This window comes from Nonomuraea sp. NPDC003214 (assembly GCF_053590035.1).
The window spans coordinates 164,692-191,010 of record NZ_JBSFSX010000012.1 but is presented as its reverse complement, the minus strand read 5'-3'; the positions used below and the strand labels follow the sequence as shown (position 1 = coordinate 191,010).

Below are 26,319 nucleotides of genomic sequence, written 5' to 3'. Positions count from 1 at the left end.
GGGCCGGGCGGAGGGGACAATGGATCCGTGCATGAACAGTCCCTCCGCTCCGTGGTCGTGCTCGGCTCCACCGGCTCCGTCGGCACGCAGGCCCTCGACGTCATCGCCGCCTGCCCCGGCCGCTTCCGGGTCGCGGCGCTCGCCGCCGGAGGAGGCAAGGTCGACCTCCTCGCCCGGCGGGCCGCCGAGACCGGGGCGGAGGCCGTCGCCGTGGCCGACCCCGCCGCCGTGCCCGCCCTGAAGGAGGCGCTGGCCGCGCTCGGCGCCGCCCCCGAGGTGCTCGCCGGCCCCGACGGCGTCGCGGAGCTCGCCGCCCGGCCGTGCGACACCGTGCTCAACGGCATCAACGGCGCGCTCGGCCTCACCTCCACGCTCGTCGCGCTGGAGGCCGGGCGCACGCTCGCGCTGGCCAACAAGGAGTCCCTGATCATTGGCGGCCCGCTGGTCAAGCGGCTGGCCAAGCCCGGCCAGATCCTGCCCGTCGACTCCGAGCACTCCGCCCTGCAGCAGTGCCTGTGGGCCTCCGGGCCGCACGGCTACGACCCCGACGCGGTCAGGCGGCTGGTCGTCACCGCGAGCGGCGGGCCGTTCCGCGGCCGGACCCGCGCGGAGATGACCGACGTCACGCCCGAGATGGCGCTGGCCCACCCCACCTGGTCCATGGGCCCGATGATCACCATCAACTCGGCGACCCTGGTCAACAAGGGCCTGGAGGTGATCGAGGCCCACCTGCTGTTCGACATCGGCTTCGACCGCATCGAGGTCGTCGTCCACCCGCAGTCGATCATCCACTCCATGGTGGAGTACGTCGACGGCTCGACCATCGCCCAGGCCAGCCCGCCCGACATGCGGCTGCCGATCGCGCTCGCGCTCGGCCACCCCGAGCGCGTCACCGGCGCCGCCCGGCCCGTCGACTGGACCAGGGCCCACACCTGGACCTTCGAGCCGCTCGACGACGCCGCCTTCCCCGCCGTGGCGCTGGCCAGGCACGTCGGCGCCGAGGGCGGCACCGCTCCCGCCGTCTACAACGCGGCCAACGAGGCGTGCCTGGAGGCGTTCATCGGCGGCCGGCTGCCGTTCCTGGCGATCGTCGACACCGTCGCCCGCGTCGTGGACGAGCACGAGGTCACCCCGGCCGGCTCGGTCGAGGAGGTGCTCGCCGCCGACGCCTGGGCCCGCGCCCGCGCGGCGGAGCTCGCGGCCGGGCAGTCCCGCTAGCTACCTAAACTGGACAACGTCGTCGACACTCAAGGGTTGAAATGTCTTCTGTAGCACTCGGCATCCCGACGCTCCGCCCCAAGCCGCTCGCCGAACGCCGCCACTCCCGGCAGATCATGGTCGGCAGCGTGCCCGTCGGCGGCGACGCGCCCGTCTCCGTGCAGTCGATGACCACCACGGTGACCGCCGACGTCAACGCGACCCTGCAGCAGATCGCCGAGCTCACCGCCTCCGGCTGCCAGATCGTCCGCGTCGCCGTGCCGTCCCAGGACGACGCCGACGCGCTGCCGATCATCGCCAGGAAGTCGCAGATCCCGGTCATCGCCGACATCCACTTCCAGCCCAAGTACGTCTTCGCCGCCATCGAGGCGGGCTGCGCGGCCGTGCGGGTCAACCCGGGCAACATCAAGAAGTTCGACGACAAGGTCGGTGAGATCGCCAAGGCCGCGGCCGACCACGGCGTGCCGATCCGCATCGGCGTCAACGCCGGCTCCCTCGACCCCCGGCTGCTGCAGAAGTACGGCAAGGCCACGCCCGAGGCGCTGGTGGAGTCGGCGCTGTGGGAGTGCTCGCTGTTCGAGGAGCACGGCTTCCGCGACATCAAGATCTCGGTCAAGCACAACGACCCCGTCGTCATGATCAACGCCTACCGGCTGCTGGCCGCCAAGTGCGACTACCCGCTGCACCTGGGCGTCACCGAGGCCGGGCCGGCCTTCCAGGGCACGATCAAGTCCGCCGTCGCGTTCGGCGCGCTGCTGGCCGAGGGCATCGGCGACACCATCCGCGTCTCCCTGTCGGCGCCGCCGGTCGAGGAGGTCAAGGTCGGCAACCAGATCCTGGAGTCGCTCGGCCTGCGCGAGCGCGGCCTGGAGATCGTCTCCTGCCCGTCGTGCGGCCGCGCCCAGGTCGACGTCTACACGCTGGCCGAGCAGGTCCAGGCCGGGCTGGAGGGCCTGAAGGTGCCGCTGCGGGTCGCGGTCATGGGCTGCGTCGTCAACGGCCCCGGCGAGGCCCGCGAGGCCGACCTGGGCGTCGCCTCCGGCAACGGCAAGGGCCAGATCTTCGTCAAGGGCGAGGTCATCAAGACCGTGCCGGAGTCGCAGATCGTCGAGACCCTGATCGAGGAGGCGCTGCGCCTGGCCGAGGAGATGGGCGTCGAGGTCGACCTGGACGACGACGAGAGCTCGGGCGTGCAGGTGACGGTCGGCTGATGCGGCTCGACCAGCAGCTCGTCGACGCGGCCATCGCCCAGCTCGAACGCCGGTGGCCGGCCGGCGAGGAGGGCGGCGCCGCCGCCGTTTACCTCGACGACGGCCGCATCCTCACCAGCGTCGGGCTCGACAACCTCAACGGCGGCGTGTCGCTGTGCCACGAGACCGGCGCGCTGTGCCAGGCCTACACGCTCGACGCGAAGGTCACCGCCTCCGTCTGCGTCTTCCGGGAGGGCGACGCGCTGCTGGTGCTGCCGCCCTGCGGCGTCTGCCAGGAGCGGCTGGCGCTGTGGGGGCCCGGCGTCGAGGTCGGCGTGCCCGACGGGGCCGGCGGCTGGCGCGCGCTCACGCTGCGCGAGGTCAACCCCCACTACTGGGGGCCGCAGTTCACCCCCGACGGCTCCTGGCCCACCAAGGAGATGCACTCCTCATGACGTGAGGAGCTTGCCGAGCAGCGCTCGCAGCTCCTCCGTCGCCTCCGTGCCGAGCAGGGCGCGGACGTCCTCGCGCAGCCTCGCCGCCGCGTCGCGCACCACGACCAGCCGTTCGCGGCCCAGGGGCGTCAGCTCCAGCGCGTAGCGGCGGCGGTCGTGCGGGTCCTGGCCCCGGGCCACCAGGCCGAGCCGCACCAGCTCGTCGACGATCTGGGCGGCCGTCGGCTCCGAGATGTGCATGCGCTCGGCGAGCGCCTGCTGCGGACAGGGGCCGAGCTCCTCGATCGCGGCCAGCGAGCCGAAGTGCCGGGTCCGCAGGCCCACGTCGGCCAGCAGCGCGTCCCCCATGCGCCGCAGCCGGTAGTGCGCCTGCGCCACCAGGTAGGCGGTCGTCCGCAGCGGCTCCGGCTCCGGGAGCAGCAGGCTCAGGAGCTCGTCGAGCCGCCGCCGCTCGGCCGGGGTCAGCGCGGCCGTGATGCGCGCGTCGTGCTCGGCGACCGCCTGCCGCATCGCGTCGCGGGCCGCCCGGCCCTCGGGGGTGATCGACAGCACGTACGAGCGCCGGTTGGCGGGGTTGCGCGTGCGGGTCACGTACCCGGAGTCCTGGAGCCTGTCGATCAGGCGGACCATGATCGTCCTGTTGATGCCGAGCCGTTCCGCGAGGTCGTGCTGGGAGCCGGCGTCCTGGTCGGCGAGCGTGTCGAGGACCACGTAGTCGCGCGAGGCCGGGTCGGCGCCCAGCGCCTCGGCGGTGAAGCGCGCATACACCCTGCGCAGCAGCGCCCCGACGGAGCCGCGCAGCGTCTCCGAGAGAGTCCCTTCCGTCACCGATCACACCTCCGGGCGGCAGCTTACCCGAGACCCGTGATGGTTAGGCGAACTGTTAGTTAGGCTGTTGACGATTAATGTGTGGATGGTTATGGTCGCTGACATGGCACTCGACTTCACGATGATGAACGCGATGCACGACGCGCTGCGGCGGGAGCTGGAACGGCTCGCCAGGGTCGCCGCCCGGGCAGGGGACGAGCCCCGCCGGGTCCTCGCCGCCGGGGCGGGGTGGTCGCTGTTCAAGAGGTTCCTGACCGTCCACCACACCGCCGAGGACGAGGCGCTGTGGCCCCCCATGCGCGCCGCGCTCGCCGCACGCCCCGACGACCTCCTGCTGCTCGACGCCATGGAGGCCGAGCACGCCGCCATCGACCCGCTGCTCGGCGCCGTGGACGCCGCGCTCGCCGACCGCGACCACGGCGCCGAGCGGCTGGCCGGCCTGATCGACGAGCTCGCCACCGGACTGCGCGGCCACCTGCGCCACGAGGAGGCCGACGGGCTCGCCCTCGTCGACGCGGTGCTGACCGCCGAGCAGTGGGCCGGGTTCGGCGCGGCGCACCGCCACCGGATCGGCCACGACGACACCACCTACCTGCCGTGGGTCCTCGACGGGCGCGCCGACGAGGCCGCCGCGAGCATCCTCGACGGCATGCCCGACGAGATTCGCGTCGCCTACCGCGACGACTGGCGGCCCGCCTTCGACCGCCTCGACCTCTACGCCCAGGAGCGATCACTCACCACGGAGTGATCACAGGATGGCAAGTATTTCTCCATACCCACCGTCACCGGGCGGCTACGTACGGGAGCATTCCCTTCGCCTATGAAGTGGGGGAGGGGACCGGGTGAAACGGTTCGTGGGGTTGGTCGCCGGTGCGGCGACGCTGGTCGTCGGGGTGGCGCCGGTCGCGGTGACCGCCGAGGTGCGGCAGGCCGCCGCCGACAGGGTCAGATGGGAGAAGTGCCCGGCCGCCGAGCGCAAGACGGCCGCGGCGGCCACGATGGAGTGCGGCACCGTACGCGTGCCGCTCGACTACCGGGAGCCGTGGGGACAGTCGATCCAGCTGTCGATCAACCGGATCAAGGCCAAGGTGCCGCGTGACGGCAACCACCTGGGCACGCTGCTCGTCAACCCGGGCGGGCCGGGGGCGTCCGGGCGGACCCTCGCGCAGTACGTCGCCGCCGTGCTGCCCGCCGGCGTGCGCGACCGCTACGACGTGGTCGGCTTCGACCCGCGCGGCGTCGGCGCCAGCCGGCCGGCGATGCGCTGCGTCGACCCGGAGACCTACTACCGGGCGCCCCGGCCCGACGCGGTGCCCCGCACCGCCGCCGAGGAGCAGGTGCTGCTCGGCCGGGCCGCCGAGTACGCCAACCGGTGCGGCGACTTCTGGTCGTGGCTGCTGCCCCACATGACCACCGAGAACGTGGCCAGGGACCTCGACGGCATCCGCGCCGCGCTCGGCGAGAAGCAGATCAGCTACCTCGGCTACTCCTACGGCACCTACATCGGCGCCGTGTACGCCACGCTGTTCCCCAGCCGGGTCAAGCGCCTCGTCATGGACAGCTCCGTCGACCCCGACGGCGTCTGGTACGCCAACAACCTGGCCCAGGACCGCGCCTTCCAGCGCAGGCACCGCGCCTTCCTCGACTGGACGGCTCGGCACAACTCGGTCTACCGGCTCGGCCGCACCGCCCGGCAGACCGGGTTCGCCTGGAACGCGATGCGCGCCCGGCTGCACGACCGGCCGGCGGGCGGGGTGGTCGGGGCCAGCGAGCTCGACGACACCTTCACCGTGGGCGGCTACAGCGACCGCGTGTGGCCCGAGCTCGCCGCCGCCTGGTCGGCGTACGTGCGCAAGGGCGACACCAAGCCGCTGCTCGCCGCGTACGAGAAGCACGGCAAGAACGACGCCGCCGACGAGAACGGCTACGCCGTCTACCTGGCCATCCAGTGCCGCGACGCCGCCTGGCCGCGTGACTGGGCCACCTGGCATGCCGACATGACCCGGATGCACCGCCACGCGCCGTTCCTGACCTGGCCGAACGCCTGGTTCAACGCGCCGTGCAAGTTCTGGCCGGTGCCCGGCGGCACCCCCGTCAAGGTGCACGGCTCGTGGCGGCTGCCGCCGATCCTGATGATCCAGTCGCGCGACGACGCCGCCACCCCGTACGCGGGCGCGATGTCGATGAAGCGGCACTTCGCGACCGCGCGCATGGTCGTCGACACCGGCGGCAACCACGGCGTCTCGCTGGGCGGCAACCAGTGCGTCGACCGCCACCTCGCCGCGTACCTGGCCGACGGCACCCTGCCCGCCGACGGGGCCATCTGCCGGGCCGTGCCGGAGCCCCGCCCGGCCGCCCACATGCTGTCAGGCGGGACGGGAGGTCACGAAAGGCTCACCGAGGCGCTGTCCAGATGAGCTAATCCAGGGGTGTTCGCGTAGTCTGACCATGTGATGCTGCGTACATCGGCGTCGCGTGTCCTCGACGACAGCGACCGGGACGAGGTGCTCGCGCTGCTCGACACCGACCCGGTCGCGAACGTCTTCGTCGCCTCCCGGGTGCGCAGCGTCGGGCTCAACCCGGCGCGGCTCGGCGGGCAGATGTGGGGCTTCGGGCCGCGCGGCGCCATCGCCTCGCTCTGCTATGCCGGAGCCAACCTGGTGCCGGTCGGCGCCGGGCCCGAGGCGGTGCACGCGTTCGCCGACCGGGCGCGCAAGCAGGGGCGGCGCTGCTCGTCCATCGTGGGCCCGGTCGACGCGGTGTCGCTGCTGTGGGAGCGGCTGGAGCCGCACTGGGGCCCGGCCCGCGCCATCCGCTGGGCCCAGCCCGTCATGGCGACCTCGCACCGGCCGCCCGTGCCGTCCGACCCGCTGGTGCGGCGGGTGCGGCCCGACGAGTTCGAGACGCTGCTGCCGGCGTGCGTCGCGATGTTCACCGAGGAGGTGGGCATCTCGCCCAACCTCGGCGACGGCGGCGCCCTCTACCGCACCCGGGTGGCCGAGCTGATCCGCATCGGCCGCTCCTACGCCCGCATCGAGAACGGCCGGGTGGCGTTCAAGGCCGAGATCGGCGCCGTCACCCCGCAGGCGTGCCAGATCCAGGGCGTCTGGGTGCACCCCGAGCTGCGCGGCCGCGGCCTCGCCGTGGCGGGCATGGCCGCCGTCGTCGAAGCCTCGCTCGCCTGCTTCGCGCCCGTCGTCTCGCTGTACGTCAACGACTACAACCACGCGGCGCGGGCCGTCTATCGCAAGGTCGGCTTCCGCGAGGTCGACACGTTCATGTCCGTGCTGTTCTGAGCCGCGCCGCCGTCTCCTCGACGAGCTGGGTGAGGATCGACGCGTAGCCGGGGCACTCGTCGAGCAGCTCGTCCAGCCGAGCCCGCCAGGCGCCCGATTCGAGCAGCGGCGTCACCTTCCGCCCGTCCGACTGCAGCCGCAGCCGCGTCTCGGCGAGCTGGAGCTCGTACATCACGCCCAGATAGCGGCCGATCGCCTCGCTGAGCCACCAGTAGGTCTCCGTGCCGGCCGCGGCCACGAAGACGCGCGCGCCCTCCCAGGCCACCCGCCGGGGATGCAGGACCGCCATAAACGGGATGCTACGCCTCGTCTCAGGATACGAGAATGGTCTTGCGCGGAAGGAAGGGAAGATCGTGCCGGAGCCGAGAGAGACGTGGAAGGTCGGGGTGGACGTCTACGCCACCGAGGAGCAGGCCAGGGAGCTGCAGAAGCGGATCGAGCTGCTGCTCTGCCCCGAGCCCGAGCACGCCGGGCCGTGCCCTGTCCCGTGGTCGTCGTGGCGCCATCCGGGCGGGGGCGGCGGCGACGGCGGCCTCGCCGAGCAGTACGTGCTGGAGCGCCTGCGCGAGCGCGTCGTGACCGGCGGCGAGACCCGGCTGCCGTCCCGCCCCGCCCTGCGGAAGGAGTACGGGGTCGGCCGGACGGCCGTGGACCGGGCGATCCGCAAGCTGGAGGAGGCCGGGCTGGTCGAGACCGTCAGGGGGCGCGGCACGTTCGCCGTGCGGCGGCCCGCCTGACCCCCTCAGAGGCGGACGAGCTTGCCGAACAGCCGGTCGAGCTCGGCCTCCGGGTCGCCCGTGAGTCCCGCGTGCACCGGGCCGGTCTGCACGATCGTGCTGCGCGGCGCCGTCAGCCAGCGGAACCGCCCGCCCAGCGACTCGCGCGCCAGCGGCCCCGAGTCCTCGCCGCACGCCAGCTCGTACGCGCTCAGCGCCTGCTCGACGCAGCCCACGTCGGCGGCCGGGTCGAGCGCGCGCAGCCGGGCCGCGTCGAGCTCGACGCGGGCGCACAGGTAGGCGCGCGGCTGGCAGTAGAGGAGCACGCCGGCGTTGATCTGCTCGCCGCGCTCCACCCTTGGCACCACGCGGATGATCGCGTACTCGTAGACGTCCCTGGTCACGCGCGGCCTCCTCGCCAGAACTCGCCGACCGAGCCGGGGCCGGGGCGGCCCGCCGCGGGCTCGCCGCGCACCAGCCACGCGCGCGGCCCGTGCGCGCGCTGGAGCAGATGCTCCACGTACGCGTCGCGGACGGCCTGCGCGGAGGCGAAGCCGGGCTCGTCGTCGAGCCAGTCGTCGGGCACCAGGGCGGTCACCGCTTCGAGCAGGTCACGGGTGACGCGCTCGTGCAGGCCGACCCGGCCGAGGTCGCCCGCGAACGGCGCCAGCACGTGGTCACCGGCGTCGAACGGGCGCTGCGGGTCGGCGCCCTTCCAGTTGTGGTGGAACCAGAGCGCGGCCCCGTGGTCGATGAGCCAGATGTCGCGGTGCCAGAGCAGCAGGTTGGGGTTGCGCCAGCTCCGGTCGACGTTGTGGATCAGGCCGTCGAACCAGATCAGGTCGGCGGCGAACGCCGGATCGGGCTGCCAGGCCAGCGGCTCGAAGCCGAGCGCGCCCGGCAGGAAGTCGACCGCCAGGTTGCGGCCGGTGCTGGCGTTGAGCAGGTCCTGCACCTCTTCGTCCGGCTCGCGGACGCCGAGCTGCGGGTCGAGGTCGATGACCTTCAGCTCGGGGGTGCGGAAGCCGAGGCGGCGGGCCAGCTCGCCGGAGATGATCTCCGCGACGAGCACCCGGCGGCCCTGGCCTGCTTCACGAAATTTCACGACATAGGTGCCGAGGTCGTCGGCCTCGACCACCCCCGGCAGCGAGCCGCCCTCGCGCAGCGGCGTCACGTAACGCGTCGCCGCGATCTCTTCCAGCACGCCCCCGAGGCTATCGCGCCCCGTGGGATGCTCTGGGGCAGCCCGTGGCAGCCCGTGGCAGCCCCGAACCTGAGGCGGCTCAGGGTGAGTACGCGAGGCTTATCTCACCCCTGTCATAATGGCGGGCTATGTCCGAGCTCCGTGCCGATGATCCGCGCCGGCTGGGCGCGTACCGGATCTCCGGGCGGCTCGGCCAGGGCGGCCAGGGCGTCGTCTATCTCGGCCACTCCGGCGACGGGACCAAGGTGGCCATCAAACTGCTGCACGCCAGCCTGTCGGCCGACCCGGTGGTGCGCCGCCGGTTCCTGGCCGAAGTCGAGGCGCTGCGCCGCGTCGCGCCCTTCTGCACCGCCCAGCTCCTCGACGCCGACCTCGAAGGCGACCAGCCCTACCTCGTCAGCGAGTACGTCGACGGCGTCTCCCTCCGCGAGCACGTCATCACCGCCGGGCCGCGCACCGGCGGCTCCCTGCACCGCCTGGCCATCGGCACCGCCACCGCCCTGGTCGCCATCCACCGCGCCGGCGTCGTGCACCGCGACTTCAAGCCCGGCAACGTGCTGCTCAGCCTCGACGGGCCCCGCGTGATCGACTTCGGCGTCTCCCGGCTCGCCGACGGCACCGCCACCACCGGCATCATCCCCATGGGCACACCCGCCTACCTGGCGCCCGAGCGTATCGAGGGCCTGCCCGCCGGGCCCGCCGCCGACCTGTACGCCTGGGCGCTCACCGTCGCCTACACCGCCACCGGCCGCCACGCCTTCGCCGGCGGGACCCACCAGGAGGTGCTGGCCAGGATCCTGTACGGGCGGCCCGACCTGGGGAACCTGTCCGGACGGCTCCGTGGCATCGTGGACGCCTGCCTCGCCCGCGACCCGGCCGACCGGCCCGGCGCCGAGGAGGTGCTGGGGCTGCTGCTCGGCCAGGACCTGACCGGCGGCGACGTGCTCACCACCGGCGCGATGGCCGCCGTCGACCCGGGGGCGCGTCCGGAGCCGGACGGGAAGACCCTCGAATGGCAGATGCCCGACGACACGACGGACCCGGGCACGGGACCGGCCCTGGGGGCGGCCGGCGGGGCGTTGTCGGGGCCGGCGTCGGGGCCGGGTGGCGGGCCGCTGACGGGGTCGGCCTCGGGGCCGGTCGGTGGGCCGCTGACGGGACCTTCCCTGGGGGCGGCCGGCGGGTCGTTGTCGGGGGCGCAGGTGACGGAGGGCGGGCGCACGCCGGGCGGGCGGAGCCGGCGGGGGACCGGGCGCAGCGCGCTGGCCGCGCTGGTCGATCCCACCGCGCCGCTGCCCGGGGTCGCTCCTTCGGGGGCCTCCTCGGGGGCCGCGTCCGGGGCCTCCTCGGGGGGCGCGCCGGGGTGGGGCGCCGGGCCGGACGGTTCCACGGCCGGCGGCGCCGGTACGGGCGGCGCTGGTACGGGCGGCTCGGTGTCGGGCGGCATCGGGCCGGGGGGCTTTGCGGGCGATGGCGCCGCGTCAGGCGGACATGCGGCCGGGGACGCCGCGTCGGGCGGTCTCGCGCTGGGCGGGGCCGCGTCGGGTGGGGCCGCGTCGGGTGGGGCTGCCTCGGGTGGGTTCGTGCCGAGGGGCGGGTCGGGCGGCTCGTCCGCCGGTGGTTCGGGGTCCGCCGGGGGGTTCCCGGCTGTGGGGAGGCGGGGGCGGAAGGGGCGGTGGCTGCCGTGGGGGATCGGCGTGGCCGCCGTGGTGCTCGCCGCCGCCGCCGGGGTCACGTACTGGATGGGGATGGACGGCGCGAGCCCCGTGGACGGGACGTGGACCGGGTCGGCGCGGCACCCGACGGCCGGCCGGGTGTTCCCCGTGGAGATCAGGCTGGACGGCGAGCGCGAGTCGCGCATGCGCTGGGGCGCGGACCTACACTGCACCGGGGAGCTCAGCCCGACCTCGCGCGGCCTGGTGTTCACGCTGGGCGACGTCGCCGGGAAGGAGTGCCACCCCGGCACCCTGCACCTGCTGCCCACCTCCGACGCCGACCGGATGGGCATCTCGGTCATCCGCCAGGGACAGCATGATGTGACGTATTCGGGCACGGTCTCGCGCACTCCGTGAGCCGGAGTGTCACGGTCAGGCGGCGATGGCGCGGTCACCGTTGACTCCCCGGCACCGGTTGCCTTCAGTGGAAGGGAAACAGGGGTGGCGGCGAGGGGAGGCTACCCGTGCCGACGGCGCAGCCCCTCAGAACGGGGGACCCGCGCACACTCGGCCCCTACGCGCTGGCCGGGAGGCTGGGCGAGGGCGGCCAGGGTGTGGTGTACCTCGGGACGAGGGACGACGACGCCTACGCGGTCAAGCTGCTGCACGGCCCCGTGGGGGACGAGCGGGCGGCGTTCCTGCGTGAGGTGGAGCTGGCCAAGCACGTGGCCAGGTTCTGCACGGCCCAGGTGGTCGACGCCGGGTTCGACGAGGGCAGGGCGTACATCGTCAGCGAGTACGTCGACGGGCCGTCGCTGGCCCGCGAGGTCATGCTCACCGGGCCGCGGCGCGGCGGGGCGCTCGAACGGCTCGCGGTCGGCACCGCCACCGCCATCGCCGCCATCCACCGGGCCGGGATCGTGCACCGCGACTTCAAGCCGCAGAACGTGCTGCTGGGCTCCGACGGCCCGCGCGTGATCGACTTCGGTCTCGCCAGGGCGCTGGACGCGGCCGCCACCGTGAGCGGGCGGGGCGTCGGCACCCCCGCGTACATGGCGCCCGAGCAGATCACCGCGTCGGCGGTCACGGGGGCGGCGGACGTGTTCTCGTGGGGGGCGACGATGTGCTTCGCCGCCAACGGGGCCGCGCCGTTCGGGCAGGACTCGGTGGCGCCGGTGCTGCACCGCATCCTCACCGCGCCGCCCGAGCTGGGGCTGCTCGACGGGCAGCTCCGCGTGCTCGTCGCCGCCTGTCTCGACAAGGACGCGCGTAACCGGCCCAGCAGCAGGGATCTCCTGCTGGCGCTGCTGGGGGACTCCGGCGGGCTGCCCGATTCGGTCCTCCGGTCGCCGCCGGCCCACGTCCTGAGCGGCCCGGGCGTGGCCGTCCCGGCGCCCCGTACGGACATCTCGGGCCCTGAAGGACCGGTAGGCCCTGGACCCACGGGAGGGAGCGTCGCCCGGTCGAGGCCCTTGGCCGAGCCCGAGGCCACGGGCGCGGCCTCCGGCTACCGGCTGCCCGTCAGCTCGGAGCCCCCTGCGCCGTCCGGTGGCGGGCGGCGGGCGGCGCGGCGGGCCGGGGTGGCGGTGGCGGGCGCCCTGGTGGTGAGTGTGGCGATCCTGGGGATGCTGCTGGGGCCGGCGCTCAGCCGGGACGACCGGATGCCGCAGGGCGGCGGAGCGGCGGGGCCGGGTGCGACGGCGGCGACCGTGTCGCCGGTGGAGGAGGCCACGCCGCCGGAGGACGAGGGGCAGCGCGGCCCGGGGGAGCCGGATCCGCCGGTGGCGAAGCCGGTGCGGGTGCCGGTGCCGCCGCTGGCGGGGCTGAGCCGGGCGGCGGCGGTGCGGGCGCTCCAGCGGGCGGGGCTGGTGGCGGGCCAGGTGTCGCTGGTGGACTCGGGGCGGAAGATCGGCCTGGTGCTCGGGAGCCGGCCCGGGGCGGGCGTCGCCGTGGAGAAGGGGGCCGCGGTGTCGCTGCGGGTGTCGGCGGGGGTGCCGGTGCCGTCGCTCGCCGGGACGGGCCGCGAGGCCGCGGAGGCGGCGCTGGCCGGTGCGGGGCTGGCGGTGGGGCCGGTGACGAGGAGGTGCGGGCCGGAGCCGGACGGCCGGGTGCTGTCCACCTCGCCGGAGGCGGGCAGCCGGGTCGCGGGCGGTACGCCGGTGGCTCTCACCGTGTCGCGGCGGGGCGTCGAGGTGCCGTCGGTGATCGGCCGGTCGCGGGAGGACGCGGCCGGCACGCTGCGCGGGGCCGGGTTCGAGATCACGGTGCAGGGCCAGGTCGTGGCGGACGAGTCGCAGGTGAACCTGGCCATCGCGCAGTCGCTGGAGGCGGGCGGGTGCGCCAGGAAGGGGGCGGCGGTGGTGGTCACGGTGGGGCTGGCGCCGCAGTCGGGCCCGGACCCGTCCGAGCCGACCGGTAAGCCGGCCGACAAGCCGACCGCCACCCCCGGAGCCCCGGCGAAGCCCTGAACGCGGGCGGGGTCAGCGGCCGTCGCCGCTGATGATGCCGGTGTAGGAGGCGATCACCTTGACCTGGGCGGGCTCGTCGCTCTTCGGCGGGATGTGGGCCGCCACCTGGAGCAGGTCCGTGACGTTCATGTACGTGTAGAACTTGCCCTTGATGAGGCCGTTGTCCTTCTGGAACACGTAGTTGCGCTGCGGCCCCTGGCGTACGTCGTAGCGCCGGGCGCGCTGGAAGGTGGTGAAGACGAGGGCGCCGCCGTCGGCGGTGCGCAGCGCGTACGAGGGGTAGCGCGACGCGGGCCGGACCACCTCCTTGAGCTTGGCGTACGGGGCCATGTTGCGGCGGTTCCTGGCGGCGGAGGTGGTGAGCTCGTCGGCGGCGAAGCGGGTGGAGCTCTTGCCGCCGAGGTGGGCGGCGTAGCTCTTGGCGAAGTCGGCGGGGGACATGAGCAGCCCGGTCGCGTCGGCCGGCTTCACTTCGGCGGCGGGAGTGGCGAGCTCGGGGGCGCCGCCGATGCCGGAGAAGACGTCGGGCGCGTACACCTGGCGCCAGCCGTCCGCCTCCTTGGTGAACAGCAGGTACGTGGGGGTGTCGGCGGTCTTCGTCCGGCCCTTCCACAGGGCGGTGGTCAGGAACCAGGTGGGCGTGGGCGCGTGGAAGGCAGGCCGGGTGTAGCCGAAGGGCACGTACTCGGTCGTCCTGGAGAGGGCGCGGCTGGAGGCGTAGGCGGCGCGGTCGATGGCGTAGCTGGAGCCGGCCTCGTACGCGGCGAGCAGTTCGTCGCTCCTGGCCTTGTTGGCGGCGTTGTTGCGCTTGACGTAGTCGTCGAGGACGGCGGCGGCCTCCTGCTGGGAGACCACGGCCGCCGCCGGGGCGGCGGACGGGGAGGGGGGCTGCTGACGGGCGGGCCGGTCGGGGCCGGGCAGTCCGGAGCAGCCCGCGACCAGGCAGGCCGCCAGGACGCCGCCGATGACCGTTCCGTGCCGCCGCCGCATGCCCCGCACCTCCACAACCGACTTAACAGAAAGAAGTGGACAAAGGTAGCAGAGTCACTTGAGGGCCCCGGCGGTGAGCCCGGAGACGATGCGGCGCTGGAAGAACAGCACCATGAGCACCAGCGGGATCGTGACCAGCACGCCCGCGGCCATCTGGGTGCCGAACGGCGTGTCGAACTTGGCCGCCCCGGTGAACTGCGCGATGCGCACGGTGGCCGTCTGGACGTCCTGGTCGTTGACCATCGTGACCGCGATGATGAACTCGTTCCAGGTGGCGATGAAGGCCAGGATGGCCGTGGTGAAGATGCCCGGCGCGGCCAGCGGCACCATGACCCGGCGGAAGGCGGCGAAGGGCGTGCAGCCGTCGATCATCGCGGCCTGCTCCAGGTCGTAGGGGAGCTGCCGGAAGAACGTGGTCAGGTTCCAGATGGTCAGCGGCAGCGCGAACGACATCGACGGCACGATCATCGCCTGGTAGCTGTTGATCCAGCCGATCGAGGTGAACAGCTTGAGCAGCGGCACGATGAGCAGCGCCCCGGGGAACATGGAGACCGCGATGACCAGGGCCAGGATCACGTTCTTGCCCCGGAAGCGCAGCCGGGCCAGGGCGTAGGCGGCCAGCGTGCCGATGACGAGCGTGACCGCGGTCGTGGTGCCGGCGACGACGAGGCTGTTGACCAGCGACCGGCCGAACCCCATGCCCTCGGCGAAGACCGCGTCGTAGCTCTCCAGCGACCACGGGCTGGGAAGTGGCGAAATTTCGTAAATGTCGGAGGTGCGGCGGAAGCTCGACACCACCATCCAGTAGAACGGCACCAGGCAGTACAGCGCGATGCCGATCATCCCGGCCCTACCCCACATCGCGGGCCTCCTTCCGCCGCTGCCGCACGTCGCTCAGCAGGTCGGCCCCCAGCAGCTTGACGAACACGAACGCGATCACCGCGATGTAGACGAACAGCGCCGTCCCGTACGCCGAGGCGGGCCCGTAGTGCACCCGGGTGGCCTCGTCCCAGATCAGCCCCGACAGCGTCTCGACCGAGTGCTTGCGCGGCCCGACGAGCACGTACGGCAGGTCGAACACCCGCAGCGCGTCCATCAGCCGGAACAGCACGGCCACCAGCAGCGCGGGCTTGACCAGCGGCAGCGTGATCCGGCGGAACCGCTGCCCGGCCGAGGCGCCGTCCACCCGCGCGGCCTCGTACACCTCCGACGGGATGATCTGCAGCCCGGCCAGCACGAGCAGGCCGACGAACGGTGCGGTCTTCCACACGTCGGCGACGACCACGGCGAGCTTGGCCCACGGGCCGTCGGCCGTCCACAGGATCTCGGTGCCGAGCAGCGCGTTCGCCACGCCGTCGGCCTGGAAGATCCACTTCCACATGAGGCCGGCGACCGCGGTCGGCACCGCCCACGGGATGAGGATGCTGGCCCGCAGGATGGCCCGGCCGCGGAAGGCGCGCTGCATGACCAGCGCCATCGCGACGCCGAGCACCACCTCCAGGCCGACCGTGACCACGGTGAACAGCGTCGTGTTGAGCGCCGCGTTCAGGAAGCGCTCACCCGCGACGCCGGCGTAGTTGGCCAGGCCGGCGAACCGCTCGCCCTCCACCACGAAGCCGTCCGCGTCCAGCGTCTGCCCGCTGGTGTAGAACGACTCGCGCATCGCCGCCACCAGCGGGTAGAACACCACCAGCGCCAGCACGATCATCGTGGGGGAGAGCATCGCGGCCGCCAGCCACGACTGCCCGCGCGGCCTGCTCATCACGGCTGGAGCAGCGGGCCGAGCGCCGCCTGCAGCTCGGTCATGGCCTGGTCGACGGGCTTGGCACCGGTCACGACGGCGTAGGCCGACTCCTGGATGGCGGCGGTCACGTCACCGTAGCGGACCGCGCTCGGGCGCGGCTTGGCGGCCAGGATGCCCTCCTTGAGCGCCGGCAGATACGGATACTTCTTGATCAGCTCCGGGTCGTCGTAGACGGCTGCCGTGGCCACCGGCATCGAGCTGGACAGCGCGAACGCCCGCATCTGCTCGGCGCTGGTCATGAACGCGACGAAGTCCCTGGCCGTCTGCTTGTTCTTGGAGAAGGACGACACGGCCAGGTTGTTGCCGCCGAGCGTGCCCGCGCCCGGCCCGTCCAGCCCGGGGATCGGCGCCACGTCCGTCTTGCCGGCGACCTTGCTGGACCCGTCGGTCTTCTGCGCGGCCTCGTAGCCGTAGGCCCAGTTGCGGTAGAAGAGCAGCTTGCCGTCCTGGAAGGCGACCCGTCCCTCTTCCTCCTTGTACGTGATCGCCTCCTTCGGCATCATCCCGCTCTTGAACCCGTCGGCCAGGAACTGGGCGGCCTTCTTGGCGCCGTCACCGGTGACCTGCGGCTTGCCGGAGGCGTCGACCAGCTCGCCGCCCGCGGAGTGCACGGCCTCGGAGAAGTTGACGGTCAGGCCCTCGTACTTGTCGAACTGGCCGCCGTAACAGGCCATGCCCTTCTGCCCGGGCAGGACCTCGTCGCAGATCCGCCTCATCTCGTCCCAGGTCTTCGGCGGCTTCTTGACCAGGTCCGTCCGGTAGTAGAGGAGCCCGGTGCCGGTGAACATCGGCATCGCGTACAGCTTGCCGCGGTACTTGCCGGTCTCGACCGTGGGCGGCAGGAACGCCGAGGTGTCCAGCTTGAGCTCGTCGATCCACCGGTTGGCGGCGAACTCGCTGGTCCACACCGCGTCGATGAGGATCACGTCCCCGGTGTCGGACTTGGTCTGGGCGCTCTGGACGAGCTTCCTGCGCTGCTCGTCGGCGGCCTCGGGCAGCAGCACCACGGTCGCCTTCTCGTCCGGGTGCGCGGCGTTCCAGGCGTCGACGATCTTCTGGACCGACTCGGCCTCGAACTTGCCGCCGACGAACGTGATCGGCCCGCGCCCGTCGCCGCCGCCCTGCGCGGCCGGTTCGGGATCGGACGAGCCGCAGGCCACGAGGCTCGCGCCGAGCGCCAGCAGGGCCGTGATCTGCCGTGTTCTCATGTGGGGGTTCCTTCCAGCGTGACGGTCTCGCCGTCGAGCCGCGACCTCTCGGCGGCCCAGGCGATGAGGTGGCTGTGCAGGCTCTCGCCCGGCGACGACAGGATCGGCGTGCGGTCCCTGCTCGACACGGCGGCGAGGAACGCCCTGACCAGGCCCTCGTCGCCACCGCCGTGCCCGCCGGCGGCGGTGCCGTCGCCGGTGGCCCGCGTGTCGACGGTCTCGGCGCGGCCGGTGACGAAGTCGTGCACGGTCAGCAGTTCGCCGTCGCCCTCGATCGAGCCCCGGGTGCCGAAGATCCGGGTCTGCCGGTGCGCGGCCGGGGTGAAGCCGGTCATGGTGAACGAGGCGGTCGCGCCGCCCTCGAACTCCATGTTCACGACCTGGTGGTCGACCACGTCGTTGTCGCAGTCGTAGACGCACCTGCCGTACGGGCCGGTCCGCAGCGCCTCCAGGACCCCCTGCTCGGAGACGTCGTCGGTGAGCACCGACAGCGGCCAGCGGTCCTGCCCGGCCAGCGGCAGGTAGATGCGCCGGGCGGAGTACGGGCAGCCGGGCTCGGCCGGGCAGTCGAGGCAGCGCGCGGTCGCCCCGGCGGGCCGGTTCTCCGGGCGGAAGTGCTTGAGCCCGCCGAACGACGACACCCTGCGCACCTGCCTGCCCATCAGGTGCACCAGCCAGTCCAGGTCGTGGCAGGACTTGGCCAGCAGCATGAACGTGGACTCGTCGGCCCGGCGCCAGTTGCCGCGCACGTACGAGTGGGCCTGGTGCCACCAGCCGACCGGCTCCAGGTGCTGGACGCTGACGATCTCGCCGATCCGCCCGGCGTCGAGCAGCGCCTTGAGCGCCCGGGTGTAGGGCGTGTAGCGCAGCACGTGGCAGACCGCGAAGATCGCCTCGGAGCGTTCGGCCGCCGCGACGATGGCCCGGCAGTCGTCCTCGGAGACCGCCATCGGCTTCTCCAACAGGATGTCGTAGCCCAGCTCGGCGAAGCGCACCGCGGGCTCGACGTGGTCGCGGTCCTGGGTGGCGATGATGACCGCGTCGGCCTGGCGCGGCAGCGCCGCCAGCTCGCGCCAGTCCCCGTACGGCGCGGCGCCGGGGAACCTGTCGCGCCGGCTCGCCACGGGGTCCGCCACCGCGACCACCCGCGCCAGGCCCGAGTCGACGGCGTGGCGGGCGTACGCGGTCCCCCGCGAACCCGCGCCGACGACGGCGAGAGTCACCATGTGCGCCTCCACATATGTAACCGATTAACGTATGTCGGCCGATGCTAGGATCCTGGCTCATACTCGTCAATAGGAAACTTATGGAAAGAGGTCTCGTAAGTGACCGACCTCCGGCCGGGTGACGCGTCGCTGGTGCGCAAGGTCAACACCCAGGTGACGCTGCGCGCGCTGCGCCGGGAGGGCGTGGCCACGCTGACCCAGCTCGGCCGCATCACCGGGCTGTCCCGGCAGACCGTGGAGGCGGTGCTGGACGAGCTGGGGGAGCGCGGCTGGGTCCGGGAGGTGCCGCCCGACGGGGGCGTGATGGGCCGGCCCGCCCGGCGCTTCGGCTTCCGCGCCGACGCCGGCCACGTCGTGGGCGTGGACGTGAGCGGCGACCGGGTCGTGGTCACGCTGGCCGACCTCAACGGCGAGGTCGTCGCCTGCGAGCGCGTCCCCGTCGCCGCCGGCGCGCCCGCCCCCGAACGCCTCGACGTGGCCCGCCGCGCCTGCCTGGCCTGCGTGGACGGCGCCGGCGTGGCCCGCACCCGGGTGTGGGCGCTGGCGGCGGGCACCTCCGGCATCGTCGACCGCTCGGGCCGGGTGTCGCTGTCGCTCACGCTGCCCGGCTGGACCGGCGTCGACCTGGCGGGCATCGCCGGGCGCTGGTTCGGCTGCACCGCGCTGGCCGCCAACGACGCGAACCTGGCCGCGCTCGCCGAGCACTGGCGCGGCAGCGCCCAGCACGCCTCCGACGTCGTCTACATCCTGGCCGGGCACCGGCTCGGCGCGGGCATCCTGATCGGCGGCAGGCTGCACCCGGGCCGCTCCGGCGCGGCCGGGGAGATCGGCACGCTGCGCCAGGTCGGCTGGGAGGAGGCCGCGACCTCCCTGGTCAAGGAGGGCAGCGCCGAGGAGGTGTTCGCGGGGGCGGTGGCGGGTGACCGGGCCGCGCTGCGCGCCGTCGACCGCTACGCCGAGAACCTGGCGATCGGCGCCTCGGCGCTCGTGCTGGCCGTGGACCCCGACCTGCTGGTGATCGGCGGCGCCTACTCCCAGGCCGGTGACGTGCTGCTGACGCCGCTCCGCCGCCACCTGGCCGAGCTGTGCCTGAGCGGGCCCGAGGTGGTGACCTCCACGTTCGGCGACGACGGCGTGGCCCTGGGCGCGGTGCGGCTCGCGCTCGACCGGGTCGAACGCGACGTCCTCGGGCTCTAGCCGGCCAGCGTCAGCACCGCGCGCACCAGCGACCGGCGCACCCGCTCCTCCGGCAGGTCCATCGTCTGCGTGACGCCGAGCTGCAGCGCGCCCAGCACGGCCCAGCCGCGCAGCCGCGCCTCGTCGTCCGGGTCGGGGCCGGTCAGCCGGGCGAACAACTCGTCGCGGAACGTGCGCACCGCCTCGCCGGTGGAGCCCGGCGGGGCGTCGTCGGCGCCGCCCAGGTCCTCCATGAACAGCCGGACCACCGCCCGGTGGCGCACCACGAACCCGGTCAGCGCCTCGGCGAAGGCCCGCCTGTCGCCGCCGAACTCGGTGCCGAGCAGCGTGAGCATGTCCTCCACGCACGGCGCTAGCAGCTCGGTGGCCAGCCGGTCCTTCGGGTGGAAGTGGTAGGCGACGGCGGTCTTGGTCAGGCCCACGGCGGCGGCGATGTCGGCCAGCGAGGTGCGGGCGTAGCCGCGCTCGGCGAACAGCTCCCTGGCGGCGGCCAGGATGCGGCTGCGGGTGTCGTCAGGTGTGGTCATCGTCTCATTTCCACCGGGGCGTGCCTGCTTTATCGTAAATCCCTGTACGGGCGTACAGGACGGGGGAACAGGCGAGATGTCACGCTTTCTGGGCCGGCTGGGCGAATGGTGTGCCAGGCGTGGCCGGCTCGTCCTGGCATTATGGGTCATCGCCGCCGCCGCGCTCATGGGCGGCAGCCTCGTGTTCGGCAGCCCGGTCAGCAACGACGTGGCCATCCCCGGCACCGACAGCCAGCGGGCCCACGACCTCATGCGCGCGGGCTTCGGCCCCGGCTACGAGGTCGGCGGCACCGTACAGCTCCTGGTCTACTCGCCGGACGGGTCGCTGCTGGACGAGCCGCGCAAGGCGGCCGTCGAGCGGGCGCTCGACCGGCTGCGCGAGCAGCCGCACGTCGACGAGGTCAGCACGCCCTACAGCGCCGCCGGGATGTCGCCCAGCCTGCAGATCGGCCTGATCACCGTCCGGCTGAGCGGCCACGACAGCACCCAGCAGGCCGCCACGGCGCAGGCGCTGTCCGACGCCGCCGAGCCCGCCAGGCAGGCCGGGCTGGAGGTCGTCGCCGCCGCCAGCGGCAACCCCGCCGACAAGGAGATCAAGACCGGGCCCAGCGAGGTCATCGGCGTCGTGTGCGCGCTGCTCGTGCTGGTCTTCGCCTTCGGCACGCTCACCGCCGCCCTCGTGCCGATCTTCACCGCGCTCGTCAGCGTCGCCTCCAGCCTGGGCGTGATCGGGCTGCTCGGCCACGTCGTGGACGTGCCCAAGCAGGCCGGCATCATGGCCACGATGATCGGCCTCGGCGTGGGCATCGACTACGCGCTGTTCCTGCTGTCGCGGCACCGGCGGCTGCTCGCCACCGGGCTCACCGTCCGGCAGGCCGTGCGCGGCGCCGTGTCCAGCTCCGGCGGGGCCGTGGTATTCGCCGGCGGGACCGTCATCATCGCGCTCAGCGCGCTCATGTTCGGCGGCTTCCCGCTGCTGCGCACCCTCGGCTGGGTCACCGGCATCTCCGTCGTCACCGCCGTGCTCACCGCCGTCACGCTCGTCCCCGCCCAGCTCGGGCTGCTCGGCCACCGGGTGAACGCGCTCAAGGTGCCGTTCCTCGGCAGGCGGCCCGAATCGTCCGGGTGGGGGTCGCTCGGCGCGTGGGTGGCCCGCCGGCCCTGGCGGGTGCTCATCGGCAGCGTGCTGCTGCTCGGCGCGCTCGCCGCCCCCGCGCTGTCGCTCCAGCTCGGGCCGCTCGACGAGGGCTACGGGGCCAAGGACGACCCGGGACGGCGCGCGTACGAGCTCATGGAGGTCGGGTTCGGGCCCGGCAGCAACGGGCCGGTCAGCGTCGTGGCGACGGTGCCGCACGCGGTGACGGACGCCGACCTGGACCGGCTCCGGGACGAGATCGAGACCGTCGACGGCGTCCGCCACGTCTCCGACGGCGAGATCGGCGAGTCCGGCACCGTGATGATGGTCCAGGTCATCCCCGACCACGCGCCCAGCGACCCCGAGGCCCTGGAGGTCGTCAAGGCCATCAGAGGGCTGGACCTGCCCGGGTTCGAGGTGCACGTGGGCGGCGAGGTGGCCGCGCTGGCCGACGCCGGTGACCGCATCTCCGAACGCACCCCGCTGGTCATCGCCGTCGTGGTGCTGCTCAGCGCGCTGCTGCTGTTGCTGGCCTTCCGGGCGCCCATCGTGGCGATCAAGGCGGCGCTGATGAACCTGGTCTCGCTCGGCACCGCGTTCGGGGCGCTCGCGCTCGTCTTCTCCATCGGGCTCGGCAGCGGGCTCGTCGGCATGGACCCGCCGGCCGGCGCCTCGTACCTGGAGACGCTGTTCTTCAGCGTGCCGATCGAGACGTACGTGCCGTTGCTGCTGTTCGCGGTGCTGTTCGGGCTGTCGATGGATTACGAGGTGTTCCTGCTGACGGCCGTGCGGCAGGCGTACCTGAAGCACGGCGACAACCGGCGCGCCGTGGCCGAGGGGCTCGGCTCCACCGGGCGGGTGATCACCTCGGCGGCGCTCATCATGGTCGCGGTGTTCACCGCGTTCATCGCCTACCCCGACCCGATGGTCAAGACGTTCGGCGTGGGGCTGGCGGTGGCCATCGCGGTGGACGCCACGCTGATCCGCGGCTTCCTCGTCCCGGCGACCATGGTGCTGCTCGGGCGGTGGAACTGGTGGTGCCCGCGCTGGCTAGACCGGCTGCTGCCCAACCTGTCGGTGGAGGGCGAGGAGGACGAGCGGCCCGCCGAGCCCGCCCGCGAGCCCGAGCGCGTCACCGTCTGAGGCTCACTCCAGGGCGGCGCGGGTCTCGGCCACCAGGGCCCGCGCCTCCTCCACCGCCGCCGCCAGCGGCTCCGCGTCCTGGCCGAGCGCGCCCAGGATCGCCCGCACCCGCCCGGCGAACCCCTCGGGCGCGGCCGGGAGCGTCCCGGCGACCGCCAGCGCGCCCTTCTCGTTGAGGCACCAGCGCCGATCGGCCGCGTACAGCGCCTGGGCCAGCACGCCGAACGCCCGCGACAGGCACAGCGCCACGTGCAGCCCGTCGGCGCGGGCCGCGCTCTTGGCCGCGATCCCGGTCAGGAACTCCGCCTCCCACGCGCCCGCCGTCAGCGCCCGCCGCAGCGGCTCCGGATAGACGGCGACCTCCGCGCGCAGCCGCGCCAGCTCGCCCGACGGATCCGCGAGCACCTGGCCCAGCGCCACCTCGCCCGGATAGCACGGCGACCAGAAGCCCAGCGGATGCCCGGCCTGGATCGCCACCTCGTAGCGGCCCTCCCGGCAGTCGGCCCACACCCGCTCCACCCGGTCCAGGTCACGCAGGATCCAGTCCACCGCGACGCCGCCGACGGTCAGCCAGGCGCCGCCGTTCACCCACGGGCCCCAGCCGCCCGGCCCGGCCACCTCGACCCCCGGCCCGGCCAGCGCCCGTAGCGCGCCGAGATCCAGCTCGCCCCGGTAGTAGACGCCCAGGTCCCAGTCGGAGCCCGGCCCGTGCTCGCCGCGCGCCCGGCTCCCGCCGAGCATCACGCCCCGCACCCCGGGCACCTCGGCCAGCCTGGCCGCCATCTGTTCGACGTACGCGCGCATCGTCGGAAGTGTGCCAGCCCGATGCCGTCGCGGCCAGCGGTTTTACCGGGGGTCCTGGGCCCTGCGGGCGCTGAGGGTGGCCAGGGAGTCGACGTACTTGAGCATGAGGCGGGCGAAGTCGAGCCGGTCGCGCTCGGACCAGTCGGCGGTGATGAACTCGTAGGCGGCCCGCTGGTGGCGGCGGAAGCGGGCCATGAGCTCCCGGCCCTCCGGGCTGAGGTGCAGGACGGTGCGGCGGCCGTCCTGCTGGGAGGCGGCGCGGACGAGGTAGCCGGCCTTGATGTTGTCGCTGACCATCCGGCTGGCCACCGAGGGGTCGACGCCGAGCAGGTCGGCCACCCCGCCGACGGTGACCTCCTCGCCGGGGTGCTCCAGGACGATGTTGAGCACGAGCGTCCGGCTGAGGTCCTTGGCGGAGATCGGGTTCTCGACCTCCAGCAGCGAGGTGCGCCTCAGCTTGGAGAACGCGGGACCCACGGCGTCGAGCAGCTCATCGTCCGTCATTTGTAAATCGTACCTCCGAGGGCACATGTTGACAGGATTTTATATGCATGCTGTCATGCATGTGTCTTCAGTCAATGAATGGAGCTGCCATGACCATCCTCGTCACCGGCGCCCGCGGCCAGGTCGCCCAGGCGCTCGTCGCCCGCCTCCACGCCGCCGGGCTGCCCGTCCGCGCCGCCAGCGCCCGCCCCGCCGAGCTCACCGTCCCCGCCGGGATCGAGACCGGCGAGGTCGTCCTCGACAGGCCGGAGACGTTCGGCCCGGCCCTGCACGGCGTCGAGCAGGTCTTCCTCTATCCCGACCCCGACGGCATCGACGCCTTCACCAAGGCCGCCCAGGCCGCCGGCGTCGGCCACGTCGTCCTGCTGTCGTCCTCGTCGGTGCTGAGCCCCGACGCCGAGACCGACCCCATGGCGAGCCAGAGCCTCCTGGTCGAGCGGGCCCTGACCGCCTCCGGCCTGCCGAGCACGTTCCTGCGGCCGGACGCCTTCGCCGGCAACGCCCTCGCCTGGGCGTACGACATCAGCCAGGGCCGGCCCGTCCAGCTCGCCTACCCCGACGCCGAACTCGCGCCCATCCACTCCGCCGACATCGCCGACGTCGCCTGCGAGGCGCTGACCGGCACCCGGCTCCGGGGCCGCGCGATCACGCTCACCGGCCCCGAAGGGCTCACCTTCAGGCAGCAGCTCGCCATCCTGTCCGAGGTCGCCGGGCACGAGATCCCCGTCGTCCGGATCACCCACGAGGAGGCCGAGCGCCAGCTCGCCCGCTACATGCCGGCCGCGTCCGCCGGATCGCTCCTCGCCTGGTGGGCCACCGCCTCCCGGCAGCCCGCCGCCATCGCCGACACCACCCAGACCCTCCTCGGCACCCCCGCCCGCACCTTCCGCCAGTGGGCCGCCGAGAACGCCGCCGCCTTCACCCGGCGCTGAACGAGAGAACCCCCCTTGTCCACAGTTGTGACCACCGGCCGGAGACGCTGGGCCGTCCTGGCCGTCGTCCTGTTCGCCGCCATCCTCGACCTCCTCGACGCGACGATCACCAACCTCGCCGCGCCCACCATCGCCGCCGACCTGTCCGGCGGCGAGCCCCTCATCCAATGGCTCGGCAGCGCCTACGCGCTGTCCATGGGAGTCCTGCTCGTCGTCGGCGGCCGCCTGGGCGACAAGTACGGCCGCCGCCGCCTGTTCCTCATCGGCGTCACCGGCTTCACCCTCGCCTCCGTCGCCTGCGGCCTGGCCTGGGACCCGGTCTCGATCGTCGTCTTCCGGCTGCTCCAGGGGGCGCTGGGGGCGCTGCTGATCCCGCAGGGGTTCGGCATCCTCGGCGCCGTGTTCCCCCGCGAGGAGCTCGGCAAGGCGTTCGGCGTCTTCGCCCCCGCCCTCGGCCTGGCGTCCATCGGCGGGCCGATCCTGGCCGGCGTCCTCATCGACGCCGACCTGCTCGGCCTCGGCTGGCGCGCCATGTTCCTGATCAACATCGTGCTGGGCGGCCTGGCGGTCGTCCTCGCCGTCCGGCTGCTGCCCCGCGACGAGGGGGAGCGCGCCGTCAAGGTCGACGGCCCCGGCTCCGGCCTGCTCGCCGCCGCCATGCTCGGCCTGCTGTACGGGCTCATCGACGGCGCGGGCCACGGCTGGACGCCCCGGGCCGTCGCCTGCCTGGCGGCGGGAGCGGCGTTCTTCGTCCTGTTCGCCCGGCGTCAGCGCACCGCGCCGAGCCCGCTCATCGAACCCTCACTGCTGCGCAACCGCGGCTTCGTCTCCGGGCTGACCCTCGGCCTGGTGTTCAACGCCGCGGTCTCCGGCCTGCTGTTCCTGCTCGCGCTCTTCCTCCAGGACGCGCTGCACCGGACGCCCACCCAGGCGTCCGCCAGCCTGGCGCCGCTCGCCGCCGGCATCGTCGTCGCCTCCGTCGCCTCGCACCGGCTGCTGGACCGCCTCGGCCGCAGGCTCATCCTGACCGGGCTGCTCATCACGCTCACCGGCGCGCTCTGGCTGCTCGTGCTGGGCACCGGACCGGCCGTCTGGGCGCTCGTCCCGCCCGTCCTCGTCATCGGGCTCGGCCTGGGCTCCTGCTTCGGCAGCGTCTACCAGGTCACGCTCGGCGGCGTCGACGCCAGGGAGTCGGGCAGCGCCAGCGGCGCCCTGTCGGCCAGCCAGCAACTGGCCAACAGCGTCGGCGCCGCCGCCATCACCACCGTCTACCTCCACACCGCCGGCGGCGTCACCGCCGGGCTGACGGTGGTCGCCGCGGCCCTCGTGGCCTGCTGCGGGCTCGTCCGGCTGCTGCCCGGCCGCCGGCCCGTCGAGGGCGCCCACGGCGGGAGCTAACCGACGCGGGTGCAGTCCTGCATCAGGACCTCGCCCGGCAGCGCCGCCCGGCCGCCGCCGGTGCACCGGATGCGGATCGCGTACTGCCGGGTCTGGCCGGTCACCTCGCCGGTGAACGCACCCGAGGTGACCGCCCCAGGAGTGGCCTCGCAGGAGCCGTACAGCACGGTCGTCGCCGGGTCGCCGCGCAGGTTGTCGCAGGTGTAGGCGGGCACGTCGGTCGCCTGCGCGGGGGAGGCGGTGCCGAGCGCGGCGCCCGCGAGGGCGGCCAGGGCGAAGTCGCGGATCATCGTGTCTCCTCGTGGGGGTTCGCGTTCGCCACACAGAGTAAGAGTCCGTCACGCAGCGTGCGACCCGTTTCGGGGTCCCGGCGACTTCTCACAAATGCGCACCTCTTAAGGTGAGGGGCGAATGCAAATGA

At 73.5% G+C, this 26,319-nt stretch carries 26 protein-coding genes; 13 read left to right on the top strand and 13 right to left on the bottom strand.

The genetic code is table 11. The features are described from left to right. Positions 1-27 precede the first annotated feature (27 nt). From dxr to ACWDXC_RS34330, 3 genes are read left to right on the top strand one after another with little or no spacing between them, the layout of a single operon-like run. Positions 28-1,218, top strand: coding sequence for a 1-deoxy-D-xylulose-5-phosphate reductoisomerase (dxr, locus tag ACWDXC_RS34340; RefSeq protein WP_449989056.1), 1,191 nt, complete (start codon positions 28-30; stop codon positions 1,216-1,218). A gap of 41 nt (positions 1,219-1,259) precedes the next feature. Next, positions 1,260-2,429 (top strand): flavodoxin-dependent (E)-4-hydroxy-3-methylbut-2-enyl-diphosphate synthase, encoded by a 1,170-nt coding sequence (ispG, locus tag ACWDXC_RS34335; RefSeq protein WP_219509868.1) that lies wholly within the window; start codon positions 1,260-1,262, stop codon positions 2,427-2,429. After that, positions 2,429-2,863, top strand: coding sequence for a cytidine deaminase (locus tag ACWDXC_RS34330; RefSeq protein WP_449989052.1), 435 nt, complete (start codon positions 2,429-2,431; stop codon positions 2,861-2,863). The genes ispG and ACWDXC_RS34330 overlap by 1 nt, the downstream gene beginning before the upstream one ends. Here ACWDXC_RS34330 and ACWDXC_RS34325 read toward each other — a convergent pair. Then, the gene (locus tag ACWDXC_RS34325; RefSeq protein ID WP_449989049.1) at positions 2,858-3,691 is read right to left on the bottom strand and encodes a MarR family winged helix-turn-helix transcriptional regulator; all 834 of its coding nucleotides are present in this window, start codon (positions 3,689-3,691) and stop codon (positions 2,858-2,860) included. The two genes, ACWDXC_RS34330 and ACWDXC_RS34325, sit on opposite strands and share 6 nt — an antisense overlap. Positions 3,692-3,794: 103 nt before the next feature. Here ACWDXC_RS34325 and ACWDXC_RS34320 point away from each other — a divergent pair, with 103 nt between their 5' ends. The 3 genes from ACWDXC_RS34320 (at position 3,795) to ACWDXC_RS34310 (ending at position 6,987) form a co-directional block, all read left to right on the top strand. Further along, complete coding sequence (locus ACWDXC_RS34320) at positions 3,795-4,439, top strand: hemerythrin domain-containing protein (RefSeq protein WP_449989046.1); 645 nt, start codon at positions 3,795-3,797, stop codon at positions 4,437-4,439. Between the two features lie 94 nt (positions 4,440-4,533). Next, positions 4,534-6,108, top strand: a complete 1,575-nt coding sequence (locus ACWDXC_RS34315; RefSeq protein ID WP_449989043.1) for an alpha/beta hydrolase — start codon at positions 4,534-4,536, stop codon at positions 6,106-6,108. A gap of 36 nt (positions 6,109-6,144) precedes the next feature. Further along, the gene (locus tag ACWDXC_RS34310; protein ID WP_449989098.1) at positions 6,145-6,987 is read left to right on the top strand and encodes a GNAT family N-acetyltransferase; all 843 of its coding nucleotides are present in this window, start codon (positions 6,145-6,147) and stop codon (positions 6,985-6,987) included. Here ACWDXC_RS34310 and ACWDXC_RS34305 read toward each other — a convergent pair. Next, a complete protein-coding gene (locus ACWDXC_RS34305; RefSeq protein ID WP_219509864.1) occupies positions 6,968-7,276 on the bottom strand; it encodes a hypothetical protein in 309 nt (102 codons plus the stop codon). The two genes, ACWDXC_RS34310 and ACWDXC_RS34305, sit on opposite strands and share 20 nt — an antisense overlap. 64 nt (positions 7,277-7,340) lie before the next feature. On the opposite strand from ACWDXC_RS34305, the gene ACWDXC_RS34300 reads away from it, so the two are divergent. Beyond that, a complete protein-coding gene (locus ACWDXC_RS34300; protein ID WP_449989040.1) occupies positions 7,341-7,724 on the top strand; it encodes a GntR family transcriptional regulator in 384 nt (127 codons plus the stop codon). A gap of 5 nt (positions 7,725-7,729) precedes the next feature. Here ACWDXC_RS34300 and ACWDXC_RS34295 read toward each other — a convergent pair whose 3' ends face one another. After that, positions 7,730-8,107, bottom strand: a complete 378-nt coding sequence (locus tag ACWDXC_RS34295; protein ID WP_449989037.1) for a DUF3037 domain-containing protein — start codon at positions 8,105-8,107, stop codon at positions 7,730-7,732. Continuing rightward, the gene (locus tag ACWDXC_RS34290) at positions 8,104-8,907 is read right to left on the bottom strand and encodes a HipA family kinase (RefSeq protein WP_449989034.1); all 804 of its coding nucleotides are present in this window, start codon (positions 8,905-8,907) and stop codon (positions 8,104-8,106) included. Before ACWDXC_RS34290 ends, ACWDXC_RS34295 begins: the two co-directional genes overlap by 4 nt. A 128-nt stretch (positions 8,908-9,035) precedes the next feature. On the opposite strand from ACWDXC_RS34290, the gene ACWDXC_RS34285 reads away from it, so the two are divergent. Beyond that, a complete protein-coding gene (locus tag ACWDXC_RS34285) occupies positions 9,036-10,979 on the top strand; it encodes a serine/threonine-protein kinase (RefSeq protein WP_449989032.1) in 1,944 nt (647 codons plus the stop codon). A gap of 107 nt (positions 10,980-11,086) precedes the next feature. After that, positions 11,087-13,030, top strand: a complete 1,944-nt coding sequence (locus tag ACWDXC_RS34280) for a protein kinase domain-containing protein (RefSeq protein ID WP_449989029.1) — start codon at positions 11,087-11,089, stop codon at positions 13,028-13,030. A gap of 12 nt (positions 13,031-13,042) precedes the next feature. Here ACWDXC_RS34280 and ACWDXC_RS34275 read toward each other — a convergent pair whose 3' ends face one another. From ACWDXC_RS34275 to ACWDXC_RS34255, 5 genes are read right to left on the bottom strand one after another with little or no spacing between them, the layout of a single operon-like run. Then, on the bottom strand, positions 13,043-14,020 hold the full coding sequence (locus tag ACWDXC_RS34275) for a hypothetical protein (protein ID WP_449989026.1): 978 nt from the start codon (positions 14,018-14,020) through the stop codon (positions 13,043-13,045). A 54-nt stretch (positions 14,021-14,074) separates the two neighbouring features. Next, positions 14,075-14,881 (bottom strand): carbohydrate ABC transporter permease, encoded by an 807-nt coding sequence (locus ACWDXC_RS34270; protein ID WP_219509850.1) that lies wholly within the window; start codon positions 14,879-14,881, stop codon positions 14,075-14,077. Continuing rightward, positions 14,871-15,782, bottom strand: coding sequence for a carbohydrate ABC transporter permease (locus tag ACWDXC_RS34265; RefSeq protein ID WP_357593554.1), 912 nt, complete (start codon positions 15,780-15,782; stop codon positions 14,871-14,873). Before ACWDXC_RS34265 ends, ACWDXC_RS34270 begins: the two co-directional genes overlap by 11 nt. Then, a complete protein-coding gene (locus ACWDXC_RS34260; protein WP_449989023.1) occupies positions 15,782-17,032 on the bottom strand; it encodes an ABC transporter substrate-binding protein in 1,251 nt (416 codons plus the stop codon). The genes ACWDXC_RS34265 and ACWDXC_RS34260 overlap by 1 nt, the downstream gene beginning before the upstream one ends. Further along, complete coding sequence (locus tag ACWDXC_RS34255; protein WP_449989020.1) at positions 17,029-18,258, bottom strand: Gfo/Idh/MocA family protein; 1,230 nt, start codon at positions 18,256-18,258, stop codon at positions 17,029-17,031. The genes ACWDXC_RS34260 and ACWDXC_RS34255 overlap by 4 nt, the downstream gene beginning before the upstream one ends. A gap of 99 nt (positions 18,259-18,357) precedes the next feature. Between ACWDXC_RS34255 and ACWDXC_RS34250 the strand changes: the two genes are divergently transcribed. Beyond that, complete coding sequence (locus ACWDXC_RS34250; RefSeq protein WP_449989017.1) at positions 18,358-19,455, top strand: ROK family transcriptional regulator; 1,098 nt, start codon at positions 18,358-18,360, stop codon at positions 19,453-19,455. Here ACWDXC_RS34250 and ACWDXC_RS34245 read toward each other — a convergent pair. After that, positions 19,452-19,982, bottom strand: a complete 531-nt coding sequence (locus ACWDXC_RS34245) for a TetR/AcrR family transcriptional regulator (protein WP_219509845.1) — start codon at positions 19,980-19,982, stop codon at positions 19,452-19,454. The two genes, ACWDXC_RS34250 and ACWDXC_RS34245, sit on opposite strands and share 4 nt — an antisense overlap. A 76-nt stretch (positions 19,983-20,058) precedes the next feature. On the opposite strand from ACWDXC_RS34245, the gene ACWDXC_RS34240 reads away from it, so the two are divergent. After that, positions 20,059-22,260 carry an MMPL family transporter gene (locus tag ACWDXC_RS34240; RefSeq protein ID WP_449989015.1) on the top strand — a complete coding sequence of 734 codons (2,202 nt, stop codon included), beginning with the start codon at positions 20,059-20,061 and terminating at the stop codon, positions 22,258-22,260. Between the two features lie 3 nt (positions 22,261-22,263). Here the strand turns inward: ACWDXC_RS34240 and ACWDXC_RS34235 are convergent, their stop codons facing one another. Together ACWDXC_RS34235 and ACWDXC_RS34230 are read right to left on the bottom strand one after the other, a co-directional pair. Continuing rightward, complete coding sequence (locus ACWDXC_RS34235; RefSeq protein ID WP_449989013.1) at positions 22,264-23,064, bottom strand: nucleotidyltransferase domain-containing protein; 801 nt, start codon at positions 23,062-23,064, stop codon at positions 22,264-22,266. 42 nt (positions 23,065-23,106) lie between these two features. Further along, entirely contained in the window at positions 23,107-23,568 is a 462-nt protein-coding gene (locus tag ACWDXC_RS34230) for a MarR family winged helix-turn-helix transcriptional regulator (RefSeq protein ID WP_449989011.1), read from the bottom strand. 89 nt (positions 23,569-23,657) lie between these two features. Between ACWDXC_RS34230 and ACWDXC_RS34225 the strand changes: the two genes are divergently transcribed. Then, the gene (locus ACWDXC_RS34225; RefSeq protein WP_449989008.1) at positions 23,658-24,500 is read left to right on the top strand and encodes an NAD(P)H-binding protein; all 843 of its coding nucleotides are present in this window, start codon (positions 23,658-23,660) and stop codon (positions 24,498-24,500) included. A gap of 15 nt (positions 24,501-24,515) precedes the next feature. Next, complete coding sequence (locus tag ACWDXC_RS34220; RefSeq protein ID WP_449989005.1) at positions 24,516-25,898, top strand: MFS transporter; 1,383 nt, start codon at positions 24,516-24,518, stop codon at positions 25,896-25,898. Here the strand turns inward: ACWDXC_RS34220 and ACWDXC_RS34215 are convergent. After that, a complete protein-coding gene (locus ACWDXC_RS34215; protein WP_449989002.1) occupies positions 25,895-26,188 on the bottom strand; it encodes a hypothetical protein in 294 nt (97 codons plus the stop codon). The genes ACWDXC_RS34220 and ACWDXC_RS34215 overlap by 4 nt on opposite strands. Between the last annotated feature and the right edge of the window lie 131 nt (positions 26,189-26,319).